Below are 22755 nucleotides of genomic sequence, written 5' to 3' on the forward strand. Positions count from 1 at the left end.
GTGGCGGCGGCACCTGTGCGCGCTCGCGCCCGGGAGGCCGCCGGTGCTGCTGTCCGTGGGGGCGTGGGGCGCCGGGACACGGGTGGTGGACACGGCGCGGCTGGTGGCCGGGGCGGGGTATCTGCCGGTGGTGCTGTGCGGCCGGGACGAACGGCTGCGCGCCGAGCTGTCGCGCCGGCCGGAGGTGGCCGCCTTCGGCTGGGAGCGGGACATGCCCGGTCTGCTGGCCGCGGTGCGGGCCGTGGTGGACAACGCGGCCGGTCAGACCGCGCTGGAGGCGCTGGCCACCGGGGTGCCCGTGATCGGCTACCGCCCCATCCCGGGCCATGGCCGCGAGGGCGTCCGGCGGATGGCCGCGCTGGGGCTCTCGGACCATGCCCGGGACTCATGGGAGCTGGTGCGGATGCTCGACGCGCTCACCGAGCCCTGCGCGTGGCGGGAGCGCCGTATCGCGACGGGCCGCGGGCTCTTCGCGGATGACGCCGCCGTCCGGCTGACCGGGGCGGTCGCGCGGACGGCGGCGTCGGGCTGAGTTCGTCGAAGGCTGGGCTTCTAAGAACCCCACCCGGTTTCGGCCCTCGGGTCCCTAGCCCGCCTTCTTGACGAACTCGCTGGTGTACGTCTTCTTCAGGTCCACCGTGGCGTTCTTCAGGTTGGGGTTGAACGCCTTGAGGACGCGCTCGACCGTCGCCGGGCCGTCCGCCGGCATCACCCCGTCCTTGGTGAACATCGGCAGAGTGCTCTTGATGGCCTCCACGTAGAGCTTCGCACCGCCCTGCGCGTAGTCGCTCGGCATCTTGGCGGCGATGTCCTCGGCCGAGTGGGTGGACATCCACTTCAGGGTCTTCACAAAGGCGTTGGCCAGCTTCTGGACCGTGTCCTTGTGGCCGTTCACCCAGTCGGTGTTCATGTAGAGCGAGGAGGAGGGGTACAGACCGCCGAGCGCCTGCTTGGATCCCTCGGGTGTGCGCATGTCGATCAGGACCTTGCCGATCTTCTGGTCCACGATCTGGGCGACTGTGGGATCGGTCGTCATACCGCCCTGGATGGAGCCCTGCTTGAGGGCCGAGATGAAGGTCTGGCCCGCGCCGACCGCCACCGGGGTGAACTCGCTGGTCTTCACGCCGCCGTCGACCGCGAGGTACTTGGTCAGGAAGTCCGTGGAGGAGCCCAGACCGGTGACACCGAGCTTCTTGCCCTTGAAGTCCTTGGGCGACGCCATCTCGTCCGCCGCCTTGTTGGAGACCACCTCGACCTCACCGGGGGCCTGGGCGAGCTGGACGACGGACTCCACCTGCTTGCCCTTGACCTGTAGATCGAGGGTGTGGTCGTAGAAGCCGACGACACCCTGGACATCGCCCGCGATCAGCGAGGTGGTGGCCTGCACCCCGGCGGGCTCGGTGAGCAACTGGACCTCGAGGCCCTCCGCCTTGAAGTAGCCGAGCCGCTGGGTGAGCATCGCGGGCATGTAGATGACCTTGTCCAGGCCACCCACCATGATCTTGACCTTGCCGTTCTCGCCGCCGGAGGCGCTGGAGTCACCTCCGCAGGCGGTGAGGGTGGTCAGAGCGAGCGCCGCGGCGACCGCGGCCGCGGAGAACTTGGCACTACTGCGCATGGGTCACGTCCTTGTGAGCGGTGATGAGCTGGGAAGAAGGAGGCGGGGGCTCAGCGGTCTTCGCCGGGCTGGGCGGGCTTCCAGCGGAAGAGCCGTTTCTCCAGGAAGGTCAGCAGCCCCTCGGCGAGCAGGGCCACCACGGCGAGGATCACCATGGCGGCGTACACACCGGCGGCGTTGAAGGTGCCCTGCGAGGAGGACACCAGCAGGCCGAGCCCCTTGGTGGCGCCGATGTACTCGCCGACGATGGCGCCGATGAGGGCGAAGCCGAAGCTGACATGGAGGCTGGTGAAGATCCACGAGGTGGCGGAGGGAATGACCACCTGGAGGGTGACCTGGCGGTTGCTCGCACCGAGGATCCGGGAGTTGGCCACCAGGTTGCGGTCGACCTCCCGGGCGCCCTGGAAAGCGTTGAAGAAGACGGGGAAGAAGACCAGGACGACGGCCGAGGCGACCTTCGAGGCCGGGCCGAGGCCGAACCAGATCAGGAAGATGGGCGCGAGGACGATACGCGGCAGCGCGTTGAGCACCTTGATGTACGGGCCGAGCACATCGGCCAGGAAGGCGACCCGGCCGAACGCGATCCCCAGGACCACACCGGCCACGACGCCGATGCCCCAGCCCAGGAGCGCCTCGTAGAGCGTGTACCAGATCTGCTCCCACAGCGAGCCCTGTGCGGTGCCGTGCAGCGCCCACTGCTTGAGCTGGTCCCAGATCTTGGAGGGCATCGAGAAGTTGAAGGGGTCGATGACGGCGGCGCGGGCCAGCCATTCCCACAGCCCGATGACACCGAGGAGCACCAGGGCGCGGCTGGTCTGGACGAGGATCGCGCGGTTGCGGGCGGCGCGTGCCCGGGCCCTGGTGCGCGTGCCGGGTGTTTTGTCGAGGGCGGGCGCGGCCGTGGCGGATATGGTCTCAGGCATCGACGGCACCCCTCTCGCGGGTGATACGGACCTCTTCGCCGAGCGAGGACCAGATCTCCCGGTAGATCTCCACGAACCGCGGCTCCAGCCGCACCGACTCGACCTTGCGGGGCCGGGGCAGATCGATCTCGAAGACCTCCTTGACGGTGGCCGGTCCGGCCGTCATCACGACGACCTTGTCGGCCAGGGCGATGGACTCCTCCAGGTCGTGGGTGACGAAGACGACGCAGGCGCCGGTCCCCGCCCACAGCTCCAGCAGTTCGTCCGACATCAGCGCACGGGTCTGCACATCGAGCGCCGAGAACGGCTCGTCCATGAGCAGGATCTCGGGGTCGTTGACGAAGGTCGCCGCGAGCGCCACGCGCTTGCGCTGACCGCCGGAGAGCTGATGCGGATAGCGGTCCTCGAAGGAGGAGAGGCCGACCCGGGCCAGCCACTCGCGGGCCCGCTCCTTGGCCTCCGGCTTGGGCACACCGCGGAACCGCGGGCCGGCCATCACATTCGACAGCACGCTGCGCCAGGGGAACACCGCGTCCTGCTGGAAGACGAAGCCGACGTTGGAGGCGATGCCGCGGACCGGTTCGCCGGCCACCAGCACCTCACCCTCGGTGGGCTCCTCCAACCCGCTGACCAGCGTCAGTGTCGTGGACTTTCCGCAACCGGTGGGCCCGACGACGGCGACGAACTCACCGGGCCCAACCGTCAGGTCGAGATCCCTGACCGCGGTGTGGAGGGCCCCGGACGGTGTCCGGAACGCCTTGCTCGTTCCCCGCAGCTCGATGGCGGGGCTGGTGTGGCTGCTCATGGCCGGGAGGCTAGAAGTGACCCGGGCCACAGCGGCAGTCTTCTGGGCACAACCCGCTGTTGCGCGCACAAACCCTGTTCTGCTCGTTTTGCTCGCGCCCTGGCAACGAATACGCCACGGGGACTGGGCATACGCCTCGGGCACCTTTACGGTGCGTTCACAGCACCATAAACGGACGAAGTACTACCGCTCGCGCACGGGACCACACGGGATGGGCGAGACAGGAGACAGGGGGCCCATCATGCGCATCCGATGGCCTCGGCGTGTCTCCGGCCAGGTGCTCGCCGCGCAGCTTTCCATCACCGCCGGGGTGATGGTGCTGGCGACCGCGCTGTTCCTGGCCCCGCTCAGCTCCGAGATCGACAACCAGGCGATGCACCAGGCGCTCGCCATAGCCCAGACCACCGCGGCCGATCCGGACATCGCGCGGGACCTCGCCGCCACCGACCCCACCCCCTCGGGTCCGGTGCAGCGGGCGGCCGAACGGATCCGCCGGGCCACCGGGGCGCTGTACATCGTGGTGATGGACTCCCGGGGGGTGCGCTGGTCGCACACCACCACCGCCCGGATCGGCGAACACGTCTCCACCGATCCTGGCGAGGCGCTCTCGGGCCGGGAGGTCCTTCAGATCGACGTGGGGACGCTCGGCCGCTCGGCCCGCGCCAAGGTGCCACTGCGCTCCGGGGACGGACGGCTTATCGGGGCGGTGTCGGTGGGCATCGGCTACGGCAGCGTGCGCGATCAGTTGCTGGCGGCGGTGCCCCGGCTGCTGCTGTACGCGGGGGCGGCGCTCGGGGTGGGTGTTCTGGCGGCCATCGCCGTCTCGCGCCACCTGCGCCGCCGTACGCACGGTGTCGCGTTCGCCGACATCTCGGCGCTGCTGGACGAGCGGGAGGCGATGCTGCACGGCATCCGCGAAGGCGTGGTGGCCTTCGACCGGCACGGCCGGATCCGCCTGATCAACGACGAGGCCGGGCGGCTGCTCGGGATCCGCCCGGACGCCACCGGCCGCACCCTGGAGGAGTCACTGCCACCGGGCCGTACCACCGATGTGCTGGCGGGGCGGGTGGACGGGGCGGATCTGCTGACGGTCAGCGGTGCCCGGGTGCTGGTGGCCAACCGCATGCCGACCGAGGACGGCGGGGCGGTGGCGACCCTGCGCGACCGCACCGAGCTGGAGTTGCTGGGCCGCGAGCTGGACAGCACCCGCGGGCTGCTGGACGCGCTGCGCGCCCAGGACCACGAACACGCCAACCGGCTGCACACCCTGCTGGGGCTGCTGGAGCTGGGGCTGCACGAACGCGCGGCACAGTTCGTGGCCGAGCTCACCAACGCCCGGCGGGCCTCGGCCGAGCAGATCTCCGAACGGGTACACGATCCGCTGCTGTCGGCGCTGCTGGTCGGCAAGTCGGCCATCGTGGCCGAGCGCGGCGTGGCCCTGCGGATCTCGCCCGCGACCCTGCTGCCCGGGCGGGTGGTCGATCCGCGCGATCTGGTGACCGTGCTCGGCAACCTCATCGACAACGCGCTGGACGCGGTGGCCGCACACCCCTCCCCCACCCCGTTCATCGAGGTCGAGTTGAGGGCCGAGGGCACCACCGCCGTACTGCGGGTGAGCGACACCGGTCCGGGGGTGCCACCGGGGATGCGCGAACAGATCTTCACCGAGGGCTGGTCCACCAAGCGGCCCGCCCACCCCGGCTTCCCGGACGCCGGGCCCGATGCCCACTCCCACGAGGGGTTCGCCATGGTGTCGCCGCGCGGCCGGGGCATCGGACTGGCCCTGGTACGGCGGCTGGCCGAGCGGTACGGGGGCATGGCCCGGGTCACCGCCCGGGCGGGTGGCGGGGCGGTGTTCACCGTCGTCCTGCCAGAGGCCCTCACCGGGGACGACACACCCACTCATGAGTTCACCGCAGCAGGAGAGTCACGATGATTGACGTTCTTGTCGTGGACGACGACTTCCACGTCGCCGAGATCAACGCCGCGTATGTGGCCCAGGTGCCCGGCTACCGGGTCATCGCCCGTGCCCATACCGCAGCCCAGGCCCTCGCGACCCTCGAACGCACCCCGGTCGACCTCGTGCTGCTCGACCACTATCTGCCGGATGAGACCGGGCTGACCCTGGTGCGGCGGATGCGCCAGCTCGGCCACCACGCCGACGTCATCATGGTGACCGCCGCCTGTGATGTGGCCACCGTCCAGGCCGCCATGCGCCATGGCGCGCTCCAGTACCTGGTCAAGCCGTTCAGCTTCGCCGGGCTACGGGCCAAGCTGGACGGCTACGCGGGGCTGCGCCGCACTCTCGAGGGCGTCGGCGGGCGCGGCGAGACCGGCCAGGAGAGGGTGGACCGGATCTTCGGCGCCTTCGCAGCCGCCGACACGTCCGGCCCCGCCCTCCCCAAAGGCCACTCCGCGCCCACCGTCGACCTCATACGGCGGGTCCTGGACCAGGCCGACCAGCCGCTCTCCGCCCACGAAGTGGCGGAGCGCACCGGTATCAGCCGCTCCACGGCCCAGCGCTATCTGAAGTACCTCGAACATGCGGGCCGCATCAGCCTCACCCTCAAGTACGGGGACACCGGCCGTCCCGAACACCGCTACACATGGGTGGCGGTGAACTGACGGCACCTTCAGCTTGTGGCCGTGGCCTCGTACAGGCCACGGCCGGAACGCTGGGCGCGGTCCGAGGAGCGCAGCCGCTCGAGGGTGTTGCGCACCGAGTTCACATTGGTGCGGGTCTCGTCGCGGCCCAGGGCATCGTTGACCTCGGAGGCCCGCATGGGACGGCCGGCCTTGCGCAGCGCGGCCAGCACGCTGTCGGCGAGCCCGGTGGAGCGCTCGGAGGTGGCGACCGCCTCCTTGGTGGCCTTCTCCGCCGGCTTCTCGGCGGCGGCCTTGGTGGCCTTGGCGGGCTTCGCCGCGGCCTTGGTGGTGGCCTTGGCAGTGGCCTTCACCGTGGCCTTGGTGGCCTTCGGGGCCTTCGCCACGGCCTTCGCCGCGGTCTTCTTGGCGGCGGCGGTCTTCTTGCCCGCCGCCTTGGTGGCCCGTCCGGTGGCCGGCGCCTTGGCCGCCTTGCCCCTGCTGCGCTGACGGCCGATGGCGGCCTTGCGCGTGGCGGCGGAGGTACGGCCGGTGGAGGCCGTGTCCTCGGCGGTCTCCGGCTCGGCCTCGGCCGTGGCCTCGGTGGCCGGCTCCGCGGCCGGCTCGGCCGGGGCGGCCTCGGCCACGGGCTTGGCCACCGCCACGGGGGCACCGTCCACGGCCTGCTCCGACACCGTGGCGATGGAGAGCGTCTGCAAGCTGCTCAGGGCGGTGCTGACCGCCTCCAGCCGCTTGGTGACGGCCTCCAAATCACCCTTGAGTGCCTCCTGTTGCTTCTGGAGTTGGGGGAGTTCGGCCTCCAGTACCTCAATGGTCGAACCCACACTGCTGTCCGCGCTCAACGCGTTCACTTCACTTCGTCCCCTTTCTGGGCGTCTGCGCCCATCGCAGCAGTGATTATGCCTGCTGTTCAGACGGTGCGGTGCCCGGTGTGCCACTACGCAAAACAACCACACGTGTCTCAGCACCCCTTGAGAGGCCAACTTTCGGTGAAAACACACGCCTGTCACACCGCGCCCGCACCGCCGATGTCATCCGGAAGGGTGGCGCCGCAAACGCGGTGACGACGTGTCAGGCCCCAGTTTTCAGGGTGGCTTCACACGGGTGGTAGAAACACCGTACCCGTCCGAGGAAACAGAGGTAGTCCCATGAAGCTGCGCTGCGCCGTGCTCGACGACTATCAGGACGTGGCGCTGTCGGCGGCCGACTGGTCCGGTGTGCTCGACGCGGTGGACGTGGTGCCGGTCCATGAGTACATCGATGGTGAGGACGCGGTGGCCGAGACGATCGGGGACTGCGAGATCGTGGTCATCATGCGGGAGCGCACGCCCTTCCCCGCATCGCTGTTCGCCCGGCTGCCACGGCTGAGGCTGCTGGTGACCACGGGGATGCGCAACGCGTCGGTCGACCTGGCGGCCGCCGCCCGCCATGGTGTGACCGTGTGCGGCACGGGCGGCGGCTCGCAACCGACCACCGAGCTCACCTGGGCGCTGATCCTGGGGCTCGCCCGCCATGTGGTGCCGGAGAGCACGGCGCTGCGGGACGGCGGGCCGTGGCAGAGCACCGTCGGCACCGATCTGCACGGCCGCCGCCTGGGGTTGCTGGGGCTGGGGCGGATCGGCACCCAGGTGGCGCGGGTCGGCCGGGCCTTCGGCATGGAGGTGGCCGCCTGGAGCGAGAATCTGACGGCCGAGCGCGCGGCGGCGGAGGGGGTGCGGCCGGCCGGTTCCAAGGAGGAGCTGCTGGAGACCAGCGACATCGTCTCGGTGCATCTGGTGCTCAGCGGCCGCACCCGGGGGCTGCTGGGCGCGGCGGAGCTGAGGCGGATGCGTCCCACAGCGCTTCTGGTGAACACCTCCCGCGCGGCGATCGTGGACCAGGCGGCGCTCGCGGAGGCGCTGCGGGACGGCCGGATCGCGGGCGCGGCGGTCGATGTGTTCGAACGGGAGCCGCTGCCGTCGGACGATCCGTTCCGTACCCTGCCGAATCTGCTGGCCACCCCGCACCTCGGCTATGTCACCCGGGGCAACTACGAGCGGTTCTACGGCGATGTGGTGGAGGACATCCGCGCCTATCTGGACGGGGCGCCGATCCGTCGGCTGACCCCGCCCGCCTGACCGCCCCGCTCCGGCACCCCCGCCCCCGGGCGACGGCGGCAAGCGGCCCCCGGGCCCAAGCGGGATTCGACCGTGAGCGGCGTCAAGAGGGCTTGCTCCAGGGCAGCTTGGGCTCATCGAGGGCCCGGCCGCCCTCGTTCGCACCTTCCACACCCGGTCACCGGTCGTCTGCCCGGGCTGAAAGCGACGCATGCCCTCCGCCCGGTGGACACTATTCCGTTTCGCCTTCGTCATACCGGACAGGCTGCCTGGCACGGACAACCCATCGGCCCGCACAACAGACCGGTGCCCGGTCCACCGACCCGGCACCGCGGACGGAGGGAACGTGGCTCACAGCACACCCGGAATACCGGCAACCGACAGGGCATCGGCCGGGCGGAACGCCCTGCGGCACGGCGACGGCGGCGGATCGGGGACACCGCCACCGACCCGGCGCGGCATGCTCTCGGTGGCCGCGGCGGCCGGGATCGGCCTGCTCGCCGGCTGCGGCGAGGAGTCGGCCGGTTCGCCCTCCGGAGCCGGCCCGCAGGGCTCCGGCAAGGCGGAGCGCTCCCCGTCCGCCACTCCGTCGAAGAGTTCCCCCTCCCCCACCCCGAAGCCGCGGCCGGAGCTGCCCCGGGGCGGCCGGGAGCTGTCCCGCTACCGCCTGGTGGGCTACTGCGGACTGCCCGGGGCCGCCGCGCTCGGCCGGCTCGGCATCGGGAACCTCGACGACCGGGTGCGCCAGATCGAGAAGACCGCCCGCGCCTACGCCGCGGACCGCGAACCGCAGCCGGTGCTCGAACTCCTCGCGACGGTGGCCAACAGCAGCGCGGGCCCCGACGGCACCTACCGCTCGCGCACCTCCCCCGACACGATCCGCCGCTTCCATGACGCGGCCAAGCGCCATCGCGCCCTGCTGCTGCTGAACATCCAGCCGGGCCGGGCGCCGGTCCTCGGCGAGGTCAAGGCGTTGCGCGAATGGCTGGTCCATCCCGATGTCGGCATAGCCCTGGACCCGGAGTGGGAGATGGGTCCGGGCGAGGTCCCGGGCGACACCTACGGCCACACCAGCGGCAAGGAACTCACCGATGTGGCCCGCTATCTCTCCGGGATCATCGACGAACACGATCTGCCGCAGAAGCCACTGGTCTTCCACCAGGTGGCCGTGTCCGTCGTCAGCGAGCAGTCCGCGCTGCGCCCGCAGCCCGGTGTGGTGGTCATCAAGAGCGCGGACGGCATCGGGTCGCCGGGGATGAAGCGGGACACCTGGCGGCAGTTGGTCAAGGACCAGCCCGAGGGCGTGCGCACCGGCTTCAAGCTCTTCTACGAGGAGGACACCGAGGGGAGCCGGCTGATGACCCCGGAAGAGGTGCTGGCCCTGCGGCCACGCCCGGATTACGTCATGTTCGAGTGACCGCGGCGGCGCGCGCCACCGGACGCGGGCCGCCCCCGGCCGGAGGGCGGCCGGGGGCGGCTGGGAGAGGGGCGCTCAGAGGCGTGGCGCCGTCTGCACGGCGAGTGGTTCATGGCTGGGGACATCGCCGGAGCCACGGCGGGTGAAGCGCATGGCGACACAGGCACCCGCGTACAGCACCGCCACGACCAGCAGCAGCGCCTGATAGCCCGTGAGCAGGGCCAGATACTCCAGAGTGCCGCCGAACAGGGAGCCCAGCAGGTTGGCGCCGAAGGCCGCCGTGGGGTCGGAGGCCGCCGCCAGCCGGTCGGAGAAGATGAGGTTGGCGCAGAAGATGGGGGCGAAGGCCAGCGCGATCGCGGCGGCCAGCCGAGGGGCGAAGGGCAGTCCCAGCACCAGGTGGGACGGGATCAGCCAGGCGATCGCGAGGCTGGAGAAGAGCATCAGTTGCAGTACGAGCTGATTGACCCGGCGCAGCCTGCGCCGCACCTCCACCGCGCACAGCACGGCGACCAGTACCCCCGCGAAGACCATGGCGTTGACCAGCCAGGTGGTGCCGAAGTAGAGGGCGAAGCCGATCACGTTCTTGGTCTCCAGCAGCATGAACGCCGCGCCGAGCAGGAACATGTCGGCATAGCGGGCGGTGCGCCGCAGCCGGACCCCGGTCAGCCGTACCGACACCAGGGTCACCAGCAGGATCGCGCCCAGGACCCCGATGTAGAGGGTGGGGATGGTGCGGTGCAGCAGATACGGGAACGGATGGTCGTCGCTGGCGGCCGAGGGCACCGGGCCCGAGGGGCGCCAGGCGGATCCGGTACAGGACTGGTCGCTGGAGGTGACACCGGCCACCAGGATGGCCGCCTTCTTGCCTCCGTAGTGGGTGATGCAGGGGGCGTGTCCGAAGACGGAGGTGAGGGTGGAGCCGAACCGGTCGATGAGCCAGTTCTGCCGGTAGTAGTTGTACATGGCGAACGCGCCGCCGGGGGCGAGGTGGCGGTGGGCCGCCTCGAATGCCTGCCGGGTGAACAGATAGCTCTCCAGGCGCAGGTTGCTGGCGCCCGAGACCAGGGTCAGGGAGTCCGGCAGGGCGAGGACGACCAGGTCATAGCGGGTCTTGGTGCGTTCCAGGAAGGCCCGGCCGTCGTTGATGTGCACGTGCACCCGGGGGTTGGCGTAGGGCCGGGCCGGGTGCAGTGACGCACCGATCTCCTGGAGCCGGGGGTCGATCTCCACCGCGTCCACCCGCCGGGCGCCGTGGGCGAGCGCCATCGCCACGTCGTTGCCGTTGCCGGCGCCGATGACCAGCACCCGGCGGTGGGAGTTCTTCGGGGTTTCGCGGTAGGGCTGCTCGTACGGGGAGTCGGCGCGTCGGAGCACCTTCAGCGGGGCGATGGACTGGTGCGGTACGCCATTGGCGGAGATCTTGTAGTCCCGGCTGCCGGAGGTCGGCCTGGTCACCTCGATCTTGTAGTACGGCGACCAGGAGATGCCGCTGGCCGCCGTCTCCAGCGCCAGGACGGCCACCATCAGGGCGAGCGGGACCGTATACCGGATGGTGTTGCGGCGGCCGCCGAGGGTCAGCAACGCCACCGCGGCGAGCACGCCCCACACCACCGACGGTGCGCGCAGCCAGGACAGCAGCGCGAAGGACACCGAGCCGGTGAGCGAGCCCAGCAGGTCGTAGCGGTATGCCTCCAGCGAGGGCAGTTGACGGAACTGATCGGCCGTCATCTTGCCGATGGCCATCATGATCAGCGCGGTCAGTCCGAAGAGCACCGGCAGGGTCACCCACTGGGGCAGACCGGTGGTCTTCACGGCGGTGAAGTAGATGACCTCGCCGCTGGTCTGCCGTACCTGCACGGGGAACTCGCGCACCAAGACGACGAGAACGGCGAGCGGGACGGGCGCCCAGCGGGTGAGCCACTGCCCGCGGCCGGCGGGCATGAGGAATCCCAGGCCGATCCCGAGGAACGAGCCCAAGAGGATGAAGTTCGAGAAATAACTCAGATGGACGATATTGGCGCCGGTCCACCGGATCAGCGCGAGCTCGACGAAGAGCATGGTGGCGCTGGCCAGCAGCAGCCTCGCGCGCACGTTTTGCGGTCCTGGGCTGTGCTCCATGTCGGCCACGCTGTCATCCGGGACGGGGCAGGTCGAGCACCCACACGGCCCGTGCCGTCGGCCGGATGGCGGGCGTCCGGAGCAGCGGGAAGCCGCCCCGGCCATTCGCCTTCGGCCCGCGCGCCACCTCGCCACCTCTCCCCTGCCGAGGCCATTCGTGCAGGTCAGCCGCGTGGCATGGGGCGCGGTTCACTCGCCGCGCCGGGTGTGGTGGCCACGCCGCGGCACACGGCCCGGGCCCGCTGCCCGGGTCAGCTCCGTACGGCGTTCGGGTCATGGCCCGGGCGGTGTCCGTCACCTGCCCGGGCCAACGCCGGACGCCCGCGCGGAGGAGGCGGAAGGAATCCGGGAAGCGGGGCGGCGCCGCGAGCGCACGGCGAGAACCGTCGCCGCGGCCAGTTCGGCCATCCACACCGCGGCCGACGACAACCGTCACGGCGAACACCACGGGCCGGGCCACGAAGCCGGTGCCCTGGTGGAAACGGTCGTACGCACCATGCCGGGCACCGGCCCCGAACGGCCGGACGGGTGATCCGGGGCCGGGCGAACCCCGCTTGGGTCAGCGGGCGTTCACCCGGGCATTCATCCGATCGTTCACCCGGTCAGCCCGCCCCGGTGGCGAAGAAGGGCTTGCACACGCTGCCCACGTAGTCCGTGGCGATCTCCAGCACACGGCTGCCGTCCGCCGAGGGCAGCAGCGCCGAGCTGTAGTTGGGGCACCAGTCGACCACCTTGGAGTCCACCCGCACCGGTGCGGGGATCGAACGCCACGCCCCGGTGCCACCGTTGCTGTTGGTCCACACGGTGGCACCGCTGCCGGCGGCGGTGCTGCCATCGGCGTTGTTCAGCACCTGGCCGATGAGGAACAGCTTGCCCCGGGGGTTGCCCGCCTCGGGGGCCCAGGCGAGGTTCGGCGTATGGGTGAAGTACTTGCCGTCGGCGGTTTCGGGGCGATAGCCGAGGTGCGCGGGGTTCCCCCAGTTCCAGCCGTCCCGGGAGGTCCGGTAGTGGACCACGCATGAGTACTGCCCCTGGGCGGCGCAGATCTCGTACGCCATGAAGTACCGGCCGTCGGGCAGCTTGCGCACGATGGGCATACCGGGCCGGTCGGAGGCGAGCTTGCTCTCGACGGTGGCGTGGTGGCCCTCCCAGGTGATCCCGTCCTTGCTGCGGGCGGCGATCAGCTTCTGACTGTGGGCGGGGTCGGTCTCGTCCGAGTAGTGGGCCACCAGGCGCCCACTGGAATCGACGGAGAACTCCGGCTCCCACAGCCCCTTGGTGTTGGGGGCGGTGGCCACGGTGGACAGATAGGACCAGGTGCGGCCCCGGTCATTGCTGCGGAAGACGCGGATGGCCATCCGGCGGTCCGGCTCGTCCTGGCCGATGGAGGCGGACCACAGCAGGGTCCCGGCGGGCATGCCGCCGACCGCTCGCGGCAGTTCGTACAGGGTGGCGCAGCATTCGCCCTGTCCGCCCGACGCCTCGGGGTCGGCCACCTCGCCCACCTGGCGGAAGGTGGCGCCGTCGTCGGTGCTCTCGTAGATGGCGCCGATCCCGTCCGAGCCGCGGAAGGTGACCACCGAGGCGAGGACACGGCCGTTGGCGGCGCCGTTGTGCGCGAGCCGCAGGGCGCGGGGGTAGAGGCCGGTGCCGTCGCGCAGCAGGGTGCCGGAGGCGGCCGCGGCCGGGGGCGCCTGGACCGCCAGAAGCGAGCCCAGGACGGTCAGGAGGGTCAGCAGAGCGGGCAGGAGGTGTCTTCGGTACGGCGTGGTCATGCACGCTCCCTTGGGAGGAGTGGTGGAGGGGGAAGGGGCCCGGGCCGTGCGTGGCGCAACGTTAAAGAGAATTTCCAACGTTGTAAATCCCTTGCGCATGCTTCCACGAGGGCCGAGCGGGGCCGGACGGGAGCCAAGCCGGGCCCGGATCGGGACGCGCTTCCGCCCCGTTACGCCGTGGCGTGACGGGGCGGGTGGGGTGGCTGGGGCAGGGTCAGTGCGCCTGGGCGGTGGGGCGCACCATGATCTCGTTGACGGCGGCATGCGCGGGCTGGACGACCATGAAGGCGATCGCGCGGGCGATGTCCTCGGGGCGCAGCCAGGACTCGGGCGCCAAGCCGCGGGCGACGGTGGCCGTCCTGTTGTCGGCCGTCATCTCGGTGACGGTCATGCCCGGCTCGACCAGCCCCACCCGGACGCCGCGGGCGGTCACCTCCTGGCGCATGGCCTCGCTGAAGGCGCCCACCGCGTGTTTGGTGGCCGAGTAGACGCTGTTGCCGGGCCGCGCCACCCGGCCGCCCACCGAGCTGACGTTCACCAGGTCCGCCACCCCGCGCGGCCCGTCGGACGCCGTCCGCAGCAGATGCGGCAGCGCCTGCCGGGAGGTGTGCAGTACGGCCTCGACGTTGAGGTCGATCATCCGCTCCCATACCTCGGGGTCGCTCTCCTCGACCGTGCCGGTGGCCACATAGCCGGCGTTGTTCACCAGCACATCGAGCCGTCCGTACTGCTCCGCCGCGTCCTCGACGCACTGACGGGCCTGCGCCGCGCCGCGCAGATCCGCGGTGAGGACGGCGCAGGCGCGGCCCTCCTTCCGGAGGGTGGCGGCCACGTCCTCCAGCCGTTCGGTGCGGCGGGCCACCAGTGCGAGATCGGCTCCCTGACGGGCCAGCGCCAGGGCGGTGGCCGCTCCGATGCCGCTGGACGCGCCGGTCACCAGCGCCGCGCAGCCCGACAGCGGGCCGTCGGGGGGCGCGGCGCTCCCGGCCTGCCGGTCGTTCCCGGTGTTCATGTCCGTCACCCTGGCTCCCTGGTCTCGCGGGGGTGGGCAGGCCACGGGGCCGCGTGGCCCGGGCCGCGCTTCGGGTACCCCGGTGGCGGCCCGCCCATCGCCTCGCGCTCCTCCTTTCGGAGCGGGGACGAGCCACTCCAGCTTGCGGGTCTTGTTTCCGCCGAAGGCGGCCCGCTGTTGCAGTCCTCGCGCCTGGCCCGGACGCGCACCCCGCCCAGCCGCTCGCTCAGCCGCTCCCGGCCGGCACACGAGCCGGAACCTCCCCAATGCCGCCTCTTCTGCACACGACCGGCGTATGCCTGTAGGCCGTTGGGGTCCCGCTGCTGTCCAGCCTGAGCACCCTTCCGCCGGGTCGCGGGAACGATCTGTTCCTGAGCCCTCAAACCGCTGCCGCCGAGACGGCACTCGACCGCCGAGTCCACCCCGTCCGCCCCACTCGCCCAGGGAGCCGAGTTCATGCCCCAGTACTTCCGCGACTCGCCCGAGTCTCTCGTTCCCGACGCGCTCGCGGGCTTCGCCGCCGCCCATGCCGATCTCGTCGCCTACCACCCCGACCACGGATACTTCCGCACCCGCCACTGCGCACCCACCCGCCGCGTCGGGCTGATCTCGGGAGGCGGTTCCGGCCATGAACCCCTGCACTCCGGCTTCCTCGGTACCGGGATGCTGGACGCCTCCTGCCCCGGGCGGATCTTCGCCTCGCCCCACAACCGGCAGATCTTCGAGGCCAGCCGAGCCGTCGCCCGGCCCGACGGTGTGCTGCACATCGTCAAGAACTACACCGGTGACCGCATCAACTTCAGCATCGCCGCCGAACGCCTCGCCCATGAGGGCATCCGCTGCGCACGTGTCCTCATCGACGACGACATCGCCAGCGACTCCGATGACATCGCGGTCGGCCGGCGCGGCACCGGCGCCACCCTCATCATCGAGAAGATCCTCGGCGCCGCCGCCGACGAGGGGCGCGGCCTGGAGGACCTGGTCGCCCTCGGCGCCGATGTGACCCGGCGGGCCCGCAGCCTCGCCGTCGCCTCGGCCGCCCACAACACGCCCGCCTCCGGGGCAGCGGCCTTCTCCCTTCCCGACAACGTCCTGGAGTTCGGGGTCGGCATCCACGGCGAGCGGGCCGAGGGGACCACCCCGCACGCACCGCTCGGCAAGCTGGTCGAGACCATGACCGACCAACTGCTGGCCGCGCTGCCCGACACCGCGGGGACACGGGTGCTCGCCCTGGTCAACGGGCTGGGGTCGATCACCTCGCTGGAGCTGTACGGCATCCGCCACGCCGTCGCCAAGGCCCTCGACGACCGTGGTGTCGGCCTCGACCGGTCCCTGACCGGCACCTTCGTGAGCGCCCTGGACATGCGGGGCTTCTCGCTGACCCTGTTCGCCACCGACGCGGAGGCGCTGCGGCTGTGGGACGCCCCCGCCCGCACGCCCGCCTGGCCACTGTGACCGCGCCTGGCCGCCCCTGTGCCCCCGTCCGGCCCCTTCGACCCAGCCACCGCACCCGCCAGTGACCCCGCCACCGCCCCGAGGAGTTGCCCCGCTCATGTCCGATCAGCCCGGCCCGAAGGGCCTTACGCACGCCGCCGTCATGGACTGGCTGACGCGGTTCGCCGCCACCGTACGCTCCGTCGAACCCGAGCTCACCGTGCTCGACCAGAAGGCGGGCGACGGCGACTTCGGCGGCAATCTGGTCACCGGGATGGACAGTGTCCGCCGTGCGCTGGACTCCCTGGCGGCGGGCTCGGGGAACGGCGAGAGAAACCGGAGGGGCCCGGACGCGCCGCTCGACGCCGCCGCGCGGGTCTTCCTCGACGATGTCGGCGGCACCAGCGGCCCCCTGTTCGGGCTGCTCTTCCAGGAGCTCGCCGACGCGCTGGGGATGGCCGCCGACCCGCCCGGGACCGCCGCGCTGGCTCTTGGCACCGCCGCGGGGACGGCCGCGATCCAGCGGGTCGGCGAGGCCGAGGTGGGCGACAAGACGATGGTGGACGCCCTCGTCCCCGCCGCGCGGGCCCTCGCCTCCTGTGAACCCACCGCCGACCCCGCGCACGCGCTGCATGTGGCCGCGGTGGCGGCCCATCGGGGTGCCCGCTCCACGACCGATCTGCGCGCCCGGCGCGGACGGGCCAGCTATACCGGCGACCACGCCCGTGGCGTCCCGGACCCGGGCGCCCTGACCGTCGCTTTGCTGTTCGCCTCCGCACACACCGAGCTGACCTCGCTGAGCCGGCTCCCCGTGTCCTGAGGAGGAGGGCCGAGTTCATGAACGGATCCCCGGACGTGCCGCCCGCCGGTGAACGCCGCGGCCGGGCCGCACGTACGGGGATCCGGATCCTGAGCCCGCATGGGACGGGCAGAGCGGGGCAGACGACCAGGATTCGACTGTCGGCTCGATCGAAGGGATCCGGTAGAAGCTGTGCGGCAGGACACCTCCACCCGTGTGACCACACCTCCGGCCGTCCCACGACCGCGCGAGAGCGGCGCGTCGGGCGGCCGGCGGCGCGACCCGTACTTCGACAACGCGAAGTACCTCACCATCGTGCTGGTGGCATGTGGCCACGCATGGGAGCCACTCACCTACGACAGCCGGGCGGCCACCGCGATCTACCTGCTGGTGTACGCGTTCCACATGCCCGCGTTCGCCCTTATATCGGGCTACTTCTCGCGGAGTTTCGACATGACGCCGGGCCGGGTGAAACGGCTGCTCACGGGTGTCGTCGTGCCGTATGTGGTCTTCGAGGTCGCATACACGCTCTTCTACCGCTGGGCACAGGACGATCCGGGCTATCCGATCAGCCTGCTCGACCCCTGGTATGTGATGTGGTTCCTGGCCGCGCTGTTCATCTGGCGGATCACCACCCCGCTGTGGCTCGCGCTGCGCCACCCGGTGCCGGTCGCCCTGGCCGTGGCCGCGCTGGCCTCCATTTCGCCCGAGGCCGGTGGGGATCTCGGGCTCCAGCGGGTGCTGGCGTTCCTGCCGTTCTTCGTCGTCGGACTCACTCTGCGACCGGATCACTTCACCCGGCTGCGGACCCGGCGGACCAGGCTGATCGCCCTTCCGGTGGCGGCCTTCGCCCTGTGCACGGCGTACGCGGTGGCGCCGTGGCTGGACGCGGAGTGGTTCTACCACCGCAAGAGCGTGGCGACGCTGGACGGCGTACCGTCCTGGGCCGGTCTGCTCACCACGCCCGCCCTCTTCGGCCTGGCACTGGTGCTGACGGCCTGCTTCCTGGCCTGGGTGCCGGGGCGCCGGACCTGGTTCACCGCACTCGGTTCGGGGACGCTGTACGGCTATCTGCTGCACGGCTTCATCATCAAGTCGTCCCGTTTCTGGGACTGGTACGACCATCCGTGGCTGCACACCCCGCTCGGGGAGCTGGCCGTCACCGCGGCCGCGGTGCTCATGATCACCGTGCTGTGCACGGGACCGGTGCGACGGGTCCTGCGCTCGCTGCTGGAGCCACGCATGGACTGGGCGTTCCGGCGCACCGGTTCCTGAGGGCCGGTTCCTGTCGGCCGGTCCCTACGGGTGGTCCGGTTCCCGAGTGGGGCGCGGGGCCGCCGTCAGTGGCGGCGGACCTTGAGGGTGTTGTCGGTGCGAGTGGCCGGCTGTCCGTCCGGAGCGGTCATGTTCTCCACGTGGACATCGCTGACGAGGACGTCCCACTCCCCGTCCGCGAGGTCGAGCCCGGCGAGCACCTCCTCGGGCGTGGGGAAGTGGAACTCCGGATCGGGGTCCGGCACCCAGGACGGGAATGCGGCGTGTCCGGTGATCAGCAGCACTCCGCCCGGTGCCACGGCCGCCGCCGCGGTGCGCAGGATCTGGTCCCGGGGCAGTTCCAGCCGGGAGTGGAAGAAGTGGGCGGAGACGAGATCGAACGTGCCGGCCGGGAAGGACTCGGACAGGTCGTGCCGCTGCCACTCGATGTGGTCGCCGACACCTTCCGACGCCGCGTGTCCGGCGGCGCGGTCCAAGGCGACCTGTGAGACATCGACGGCGGTGACCCGCCAGCCCTGCCGGGCGAGCCAGACCGCGTCGGCGCCCTCACCGCAGCCGAGGTCCAGTGCGCTGCCGGGGGTCAGCCCGGCGGTCTCCCGCACCAGAGCGGCGTTGGGCTTGCCGCTCCAGACGCGGTCCTCGGCGCTGTAGAAGTTGTCCCAGAACTCCTCGGGCGAGGTGTCGGGCGAGGCGCTGTGCGGGTCGGCGGTCATATCGGATGTGCTCCCTTCGTTCCTGGCAGGAGAGTGCACACGGCCGCGATCACTTGACAAACTTCTTTGCCGGGGTAGCAAATAAAAGGTATGGCTGACGAAGACCTCACCGAGGTACTGACCGCCGTAGGACCCCGGCTGCGGGCGTTGCGGCGCACCCGTGGCACCACACTGGCGCAGCTCAGCGAGACGACCGGGATCTCGCTGAGCACCCTGTCGCGACTGGAGGCGGGGCAGCGCAAGCCCACCCTGGAGCTGCTGCTGCCGCTGGCCAAGGCGTACGGAGTGCAGTTGGACGAGCTGGTGGGGGCGCCGGCCACCGGGGATCCCCGGGTCCATCCGCGGCCGTTCACCCGGCGGGGCCAGACGTTCGTTCCGCTGACCCGCTATCTGGGCGGGTTGCACGCCTACAAGCAGATCATGCCGCCCCTGCCGCAGGGCGCGCGCGACGAACCGCTGGAGCAGCGGGTGCACGAGGGCTATGAGTGGCTCTATGTGCTCTCGGGGCGGCTACGGCTGGCGCTGGGCGAGCACGACCTGGTGCTCACGTCCGGCGAGGCCGCCGAATTCGACACCCGTACGCCCCATGGCTTCGCCAACGCCGGGGACCTGCCGGTGGAGTTCCTCTCGCTGTTCGGGGCGCAGGGCGAGCGCATCCATGTCCGCGCCCGCCCTGCCGGTACCTGACCCGCCCCGCTTCACACCGGGGGTGTTCACCCCGAGGGCTCGTCCGGGACGGGCCGCTCGGGGTGCACGCTTCCGGTCTGCGGCTTGCCCCGCCGTCCCGCGCCGGACTCGTCCGTCTCGGGGACGTCGTCCCCCAGGTCCGGCTCCTGGCCGGCGCCGATGGGACACGGCCACCTTTACGCCACGTGTCCGCGCAGGTCGGCTACTCCCCCGGCGCCAGCACATACAGCTCCGGCAGGTTGACCACGATGGCCTCCTGGGTGCTGCGGGCGATGACCACCACCGCCTCGTCGTCGGGGTCCGGGTTCTCCTCCCGGTGCGGCACAAACGGCGGAACGAAGATGTAGTCACCCGGGCGGGTGCGCAGCCGGACCTCCTCGACATGTCCGTCCCGCTCCTCGGCGAAGACGAACTCGGGGTGGCCCCGCACCACGAAGATGGCCGTCTCGGACTCGCCGTGGTGGTGGTTGGCGGAGGCGGTGTCCGGCGCCACATGGGTCTGGCCCATCCAGAGCCGCTCGGAGCCCACCGACTGACCGCTGATCGCGGCGAACCGCCGCATCCCCTCGGTCTGGGCGGTGCCGGGGTCGACGTCCTCGGTGCGGATGTGGTGCAGCCGCAGCCGCAATGGACTGTCGGGGGCGGTGGCCGTCAGATCCTTCGGATCGCTCAGATGCGGATGGAACGCGTCGTGCTGCTGCGCGGGGTCGCCGCCGGGCGTCGTCATGACAGTGACCGTAGAAAGCCCGGGTAATGGATGTCAACAGGTGTCCTTTCTCCCACCAGGCACAACACCGCGAAATCCACGCTGCATAATGGCCGTATGCAGATCTCGGCGAAGGCGGACTACGCGGTCCGGGCGCTGGCGGAGCTGGCCGCGGACGCGGGCAGGCCACTCACCTGTGAGGCGATAGCCACCTCCCAGGGCATCCCCTTCCGGTTCCTCAAGGGAGTCTTCCGCGATCTGCGCCAGGCCGGTCTGGTACGCAGTCAGCGCGGCTGCGAGGGTGGCTACTGGCTCGCCCGCGACCCCGCCGGGATAACACTCGCGGACATCGTGCTCGCCGTGGACGGGGCGTTCCTGACGCTGCGCGGCGAGCGGCTGGACGACCTCGGCTACCACGGCCCGGCGGCCGGACTGCCCGGAGTGTGGCGCGGGATGGAGGACCATGTGCGCCAGGTGCTGACCTCCACCGCCCTGAGCGATCTGGTCCGCGAGCGGCTGGCGGCATGACGCCCGCGAGCCCGGGCTGACCGGCCGGACCACTCCCCCGCCCACGGCCGTACGGGTGGAGACGGCGGGCGGGCCACTGTGGCTGCGTCCGGACGAGGCCGCCACCCATCCGGCGCTGGCCGCCCCGTCAGGACTGAAAAGCCCCAGGTCGTAGCGTCTTACCCGATGAGACACCTAAAGGTGTCCATTGCTTCGCCGGTCCTCGCCCCGCACCATGGGCACATGCTGACGACGCACCCCGGTGTGGTGTGCCGATACGTGGACTTCCGGCGCACCGCCAGCGCCATCTGTCGCTGATCGTCCCTTTCGCCGACGCGATCCGCCACGTCCCGAGCGCCTCGTTACGCTCGTTCCCCTCTCTTTTCTCCCCGGGCCCCGGGCTCCACCGCCCCGGCCTTGATGACCGCTGCCCGTCCGCGTGTCCTCGCTGTCGTGTGCGGACGTGTGCGGCCGTGTGCTCACCGCCGTCCGGGGGCAGTTGACACCACGAAAGGCGACGTCCCGTCATGACTTCCGCCGCCCCGCCACTTGCCGTCCGCCGTCCGCCCGATCCGCCACCGCGCCCCGCTCCAGACCGGCGCTCCGTGCTCGGGCTCGGTCTTGGGGCGGGCGGCTCCCTGCTGCTGTCCGCCTGCGGCGGGGTGGCGACGACCGGGGCGGGCGGCGGGGGCGAGACCCCGCGCTGGGGCTCCCGGGGTGAGCTCCACGACCGGGCGCTGTGGACGGCGACCGCGGCCGCCACCGGGGCCGCCGGGAACTCCACGGCGCTGGTCGGCACCCCGGAGACGGTCGCGAAGGCGCTGCTGGACTATGTGGACATCGGCGTCACGACCCTGCTGATCCGCGGTTACGACCCGCTGGACGACGCCGTCGGCTACGGCCGTGAGCTGCTGCCACTGGTCCGCCAGGAGCCGGCCCACCGGGCCGGTGGGAGCGCCGCGTAAAGATCTCCTCAATCTCTCTGAACGCAACTCGTGCGCCGCCCGTATCCACTGCCGGGTCGTGCTCGTCGCGGATGAGCCGATCCCGTAACCCCCCAACAGGAGGTCATGAGTTGAGCCATAAACGCGTACCCAAGCGAAAGATCGTGTTCGCGGGGGCCGGGGCCGCCGCCGTCGCGGCGGCCGCGATACTGCTGCCCAACGCCAACGCCTCACAGGACGACAAGACCGAGGCCGCCCAGCCCAAGAAGGTGGACGCCGCGTCGGCGGCGGACATCGCGGCGCAACTCGCGTCACAGCTCGGCGAGGCGTTCGGCGGGGCCTACTACGACAAGGACAAGCAGCAGGTCATCGTCAATGTCGTCGACGACAACAACAAGGTGAACGTCGAGGTCAAGAGCGCCGGCGCGGTGGCCAGAAGCGTGGACAACAGCACCAAGGCGCTTCAGACCGCCGCCAAGACGCTCAAGACCAAGGCCACCATCCCGGGCACCGCCTGGTCGGTGGACCCCAAGACCAATGAGCTGCGGGTCACCGCCGACTCCACCGTCACCGGGACGAAGTGGGACACCCTCGAGTCCACCGTGAAGTCGCTGGGCGACGGCATGGCCACCCTCAAGAAGTCCACGGGCGAGTTCAAGCCCTTCGTCGCGGGCGGCGACGCCATCTTCGGCGGCGGCGCGCGCTGCTCGCTCGGCTTCAACGTCACCACGGACAGCGGCGCCCCGGCGTTCCTCACCGCCGGCCACTGCGGGGTCGCGGCCGAACAGTGGTCGGACTCCCAGAACGGCGCGCCGATCGGCACCGTGCAGGACGCCACCTTCCCCGGTGACGGCGACTTCGCGCTGGTCACTTACGACGACGCCAACACCGAGGCCCCGTCCACGGTGAACACCGGCAACCAGAACGTGGACATCGTCGGGGCCGCCGAGGCCGCGGTGGGCCAGCAGGTGCAGCGCATGGGCAGCACCACCGGGCTCAACGACGGCTCGGTCACCGGTCTGGACGCCACGGTCAACTACCCCGAGGGCACGGTCAGCGGGCTCATCCAGACCGATGTGTGCGCGGAGCCCGGCGACAGTGGCGGCCCGCTGTTCAGCGCGGACGGCAACGCCATCGGCCTGACCTCCGGCGGCAGCGGTGACTGCACCTCCGGTGGCGAGACCTTCTTCCAGCCGGTGACAACCGCGCTGGCGGCGGTCGGCGCGCAGATCGGGGACGGCGGCGCGGCCGGAGGCGGCGGCGCCGATGACGGCGGGGCCGCAGGGGACGGCGGCGCCGATGACGGCGGGGCCGCAGGG

General features: G+C 71.2%; 20 protein-coding genes and 1 pseudogene. 12 read left to right on the plus strand and 9 right to left on the minus strand.

Translation table 11 applies throughout. The features are described 5' to 3' along the window. On the plus strand, positions 1-532 hold a 532-nt coding region (locus KN815_RS29630), incomplete at its 5' end, for a glycosyltransferase family protein (protein WP_507229914.1). Positions 533-586: 54 nt separating this feature from the next. Here the strand turns inward: KN815_RS29630 and KN815_RS29635 are convergent. From KN815_RS29635 to KN815_RS29645, 3 genes are read right to left on the minus strand one after another with little or no spacing between them, the layout of a single operon-like run. Continuing rightward, positions 587-1618 carry an ABC transporter substrate-binding protein gene (locus KN815_RS29635; protein ID WP_216344951.1) on the minus strand — a complete coding sequence of 344 codons (1032 nt, stop codon included), beginning with the start codon at positions 1616-1618 and terminating at the stop codon, positions 587-589. Between the two features lie 50 nt (positions 1619-1668). After that, positions 1669-2541 carry an ABC transporter permease gene (locus tag KN815_RS29640; protein ID WP_216344952.1) on the minus strand — a complete coding sequence of 291 codons (873 nt, stop codon included), beginning with the start codon at positions 2539-2541 and terminating at the stop codon, positions 1669-1671. Next, the gene (locus KN815_RS29645; protein WP_216344953.1) at positions 2534-3346 is read right to left on the minus strand and encodes an ABC transporter ATP-binding protein; all 813 of its coding nucleotides are present in this window, start codon (positions 3344-3346) and stop codon (positions 2534-2536) included. The genes KN815_RS29640 and KN815_RS29645 overlap by 8 nt, the downstream gene beginning before the upstream one ends. A gap of 241 nt (positions 3347-3587) precedes the next feature. On the opposite strand from KN815_RS29645, the gene KN815_RS29650 reads away from it, so the two are divergent. Together KN815_RS29650 and KN815_RS29655 are read left to right on the plus strand one after the other, a co-directional pair. Continuing rightward, on the plus strand, positions 3588-5282 hold the full coding sequence (locus KN815_RS29650) for an ATP-binding protein (RefSeq protein WP_216344954.1): 1695 nt from the start codon (positions 3588-3590) through the stop codon (positions 5280-5282). Then, positions 5279-5971 (plus strand): response regulator, encoded by a 693-nt coding sequence (locus KN815_RS29655; protein ID WP_216344955.1) that lies wholly within the window; start codon positions 5279-5281, stop codon positions 5969-5971. Before KN815_RS29650 ends, KN815_RS29655 begins: the two co-directional genes overlap by 4 nt. 8 nt (positions 5972-5979) lie before the next feature. Here KN815_RS29655 and KN815_RS29660 read toward each other — a convergent pair whose 3' ends face one another. After that, a complete protein-coding gene (locus tag KN815_RS29660) occupies positions 5980-6801 on the minus strand; it encodes a prephenate dehydrogenase (RefSeq protein ID WP_216344956.1) in 822 nt (273 codons plus the stop codon). A 297-nt stretch (positions 6802-7098) separates the two neighbouring features. On the opposite strand from KN815_RS29660, the gene KN815_RS29665 reads away from it, so the two are divergent. Together KN815_RS29665 and KN815_RS29670 are read left to right on the plus strand one after the other, a co-directional pair. Then, positions 7099-8067 (plus strand): D-2-hydroxyacid dehydrogenase family protein, encoded by a 969-nt coding sequence (locus tag KN815_RS29665; RefSeq protein ID WP_216344957.1) that lies wholly within the window; start codon positions 7099-7101, stop codon positions 8065-8067. 325 nt (positions 8068-8392) lie between these two features. Further along, positions 8393-9463: a hypothetical protein gene (locus KN815_RS29670; RefSeq protein ID WP_216344958.1), complete on the plus strand. Its 1071-nt coding sequence runs from the start codon at positions 8393-8395 to the stop codon at positions 9461-9463. Between the two features lie 75 nt (positions 9464-9538). Here KN815_RS29670 and KN815_RS29675 read toward each other — a convergent pair whose 3' ends face one another. The 3 genes from KN815_RS29675 to KN815_RS29685 form a co-directional block, all read right to left on the minus strand. After that, positions 9539-11557, minus strand: coding sequence for a spermine/spermidine synthase domain-containing protein (locus KN815_RS29675; protein ID WP_253209318.1), 2019 nt, complete (start codon positions 11555-11557; stop codon positions 9539-9541). Positions 11558-12186: 629 nt separating this feature from the next. Beyond that, the gene (locus KN815_RS29680; RefSeq protein ID WP_216344960.1) at positions 12187-13359 is read right to left on the minus strand and encodes a sialidase family protein; all 1173 of its coding nucleotides are present in this window, start codon (positions 13357-13359) and stop codon (positions 12187-12189) included. 214 nt (positions 13360-13573) lie between these two features. Next, positions 13574-14371, minus strand: coding sequence for an SDR family oxidoreductase (locus tag KN815_RS29685; RefSeq protein WP_216344969.1), 798 nt, complete (start codon positions 14369-14371; stop codon positions 13574-13576). 456 nt (positions 14372-14827) lie between these two features. Between KN815_RS29685 and KN815_RS29690 the strand changes: the two genes are divergently transcribed. From KN815_RS29690 to KN815_RS29700, 3 genes are all read left to right on the plus strand, one after another. Then, a complete protein-coding gene (locus tag KN815_RS29690) occupies positions 14828-15826 on the plus strand; it encodes a dihydroxyacetone kinase subunit DhaK (RefSeq protein WP_216344961.1) in 999 nt (332 codons plus the stop codon). Between the two features lie 97 nt (positions 15827-15923). Further along, on the plus strand, positions 15924-16625 hold the full coding sequence (locus tag KN815_RS29695) for a DAK2 domain-containing protein (protein ID WP_216344962.1): 702 nt from the start codon (positions 15924-15926) through the stop codon (positions 16623-16625). A 171-nt stretch (positions 16626-16796) separates the two neighbouring features. Beyond that, on the plus strand, positions 16797-17879 hold the full coding sequence (locus KN815_RS29700) for an acyltransferase family protein (protein WP_372458508.1): 1083 nt from the start codon (positions 16797-16799) through the stop codon (positions 17877-17879). A 65-nt stretch (positions 17880-17944) separates the two neighbouring features. Here KN815_RS29700 and KN815_RS29705 read toward each other — a convergent pair whose 3' ends face one another. Then, positions 17945-18592, minus strand: a complete 648-nt coding sequence (locus KN815_RS29705) for a class I SAM-dependent methyltransferase (RefSeq protein ID WP_216344964.1) — start codon at positions 18590-18592, stop codon at positions 17945-17947. A gap of 90 nt (positions 18593-18682) precedes the next feature. On the opposite strand from KN815_RS29705, the gene KN815_RS29710 reads away from it, so the two are divergent. Continuing rightward, positions 18683-19279 carry a helix-turn-helix domain-containing protein gene (locus KN815_RS29710; protein ID WP_216344965.1) on the plus strand — a complete coding sequence of 199 codons (597 nt, stop codon included), beginning with the start codon at positions 18683-18685 and terminating at the stop codon, positions 19277-19279. A gap of 202 nt (positions 19280-19481) precedes the next feature. Here the strand turns inward: KN815_RS29710 and KN815_RS29715 are convergent, their stop codons facing one another. Beyond that, positions 19482-20006 carry a cupin domain-containing protein gene (locus KN815_RS29715; RefSeq protein WP_216344966.1) on the minus strand — a complete coding sequence of 175 codons (525 nt, stop codon included), beginning with the start codon at positions 20004-20006 and terminating at the stop codon, positions 19482-19484. Positions 20007-20102: 96 nt separating this feature from the next. Between KN815_RS29715 and KN815_RS29720 the strand changes: the two genes are divergently transcribed. From KN815_RS29720 to KN815_RS29730, 3 genes and pseudogenes are all read left to right on the plus strand, one after another. Then, positions 20103-20513, plus strand: coding sequence for an RrF2 family transcriptional regulator (locus KN815_RS29720; RefSeq protein ID WP_216344967.1), 411 nt, complete (start codon positions 20103-20105; stop codon positions 20511-20513). Between the two features lie 692 nt (positions 20514-21205). Beyond that, positions 21206-21457: pseudogene (locus KN815_RS29725) on the plus strand (LLM class flavin-dependent oxidoreductase); the annotation flags it as partial. A gap of 110 nt (positions 21458-21567) precedes the next feature. Beyond that, positions 21568-22755 (plus strand): S1 family peptidase (locus tag KN815_RS29730; protein ID WP_216344968.1); only part of this gene is annotated, 1188 nt, incomplete at its 3' end.

It is taken from the genome of Streptomyces niphimycinicus, assembly GCF_018883605.1.
GTDB classification, from domain to species: domain Bacteria; phylum Actinomycetota; class Actinomycetes; order Streptomycetales; family Streptomycetaceae; genus Streptomyces; species Streptomyces niphimycinicus.

What these genes read in the sequence shown, in the direction of transcription:
- KN815_RS29720 (WP_216344967.1), top strand. Translation starts at nt 20,103, where the DNA reads ATGCAGATCTCGGCGAAGGCGGACTACGCGGTCCGGGCGCTGGCGGAG.
- KN815_RS29690 (WP_216344961.1), top strand. Translation starts at nt 14,828, where the DNA reads ATGCCCCAGTACTTCCGCGACTCGCCCGAGTCTCTCGTTCCCGACGCG.
- KN815_RS29650 (WP_216344954.1), top strand. Translation starts at nt 3,588, where the DNA reads ATGCGCATCCGATGGCCTCGGCGTGTCTCCGGCCAGGTGCTCGCCGCG.
- KN815_RS29640 (WP_216344952.1), bottom strand. Translation starts at nt 2,541, where the DNA reads ATGCCTGAGACCATATCCGCCACGGCCGCGCCCGCCCTCGACAAAACA.
- KN815_RS29645 (WP_216344953.1), bottom strand. Translation starts at nt 3,346, where the DNA reads ATGAGCAGCCACACCAGCCCCGCCATCGAGCTGCGGGGAACGAGCAAG.
- KN815_RS29665 (WP_216344957.1), top strand. Translation starts at nt 7,099, where the DNA reads ATGAAGCTGCGCTGCGCCGTGCTCGACGACTATCAGGACGTGGCGCTG.
- KN815_RS29705 (WP_216344964.1), bottom strand. Translation starts at nt 18,592, where the DNA reads ATGACCGCCGACCCGCACAGCGCCTCGCCCGACACCTCGCCCGAGGAG.
- KN815_RS29655 (WP_216344955.1), top strand. Translation starts at nt 5,279, where the DNA reads ATGATTGACGTTCTTGTCGTGGACGACGACTTCCACGTCGCCGAGATC.
- KN815_RS29680 (WP_216344960.1), bottom strand. Translation starts at nt 13,359, where the DNA reads ATGACCACGCCGTACCGAAGACACCTCCTGCCCGCTCTGCTGACCCTC.
- KN815_RS29715 (WP_216344966.1), bottom strand. Translation starts at nt 20,006, where the DNA reads ATGACGACGCCCGGCGGCGACCCCGCGCAGCAGCACGACGCGTTCCAT.
- KN815_RS29635 (WP_216344951.1), bottom strand. Translation starts at nt 1,618, where the DNA reads ATGCGCAGTAGTGCCAAGTTCTCCGCGGCCGCGGTCGCCGCGGCGCTC.
- KN815_RS29695 (WP_216344962.1), top strand. Translation starts at nt 15,924, where the DNA reads ATGTCCGATCAGCCCGGCCCGAAGGGCCTTACGCACGCCGCCGTCATG.
- KN815_RS29710 (WP_216344965.1), top strand. Translation starts at nt 18,683, where the DNA reads ATGGCTGACGAAGACCTCACCGAGGTACTGACCGCCGTAGGACCCCGG.
- KN815_RS29685 (WP_216344969.1), bottom strand. Translation starts at nt 14,371, where the DNA reads ATGAACACCGGGAACGACCGGCAGGCCGGGAGCGCCGCGCCCCCCGAC.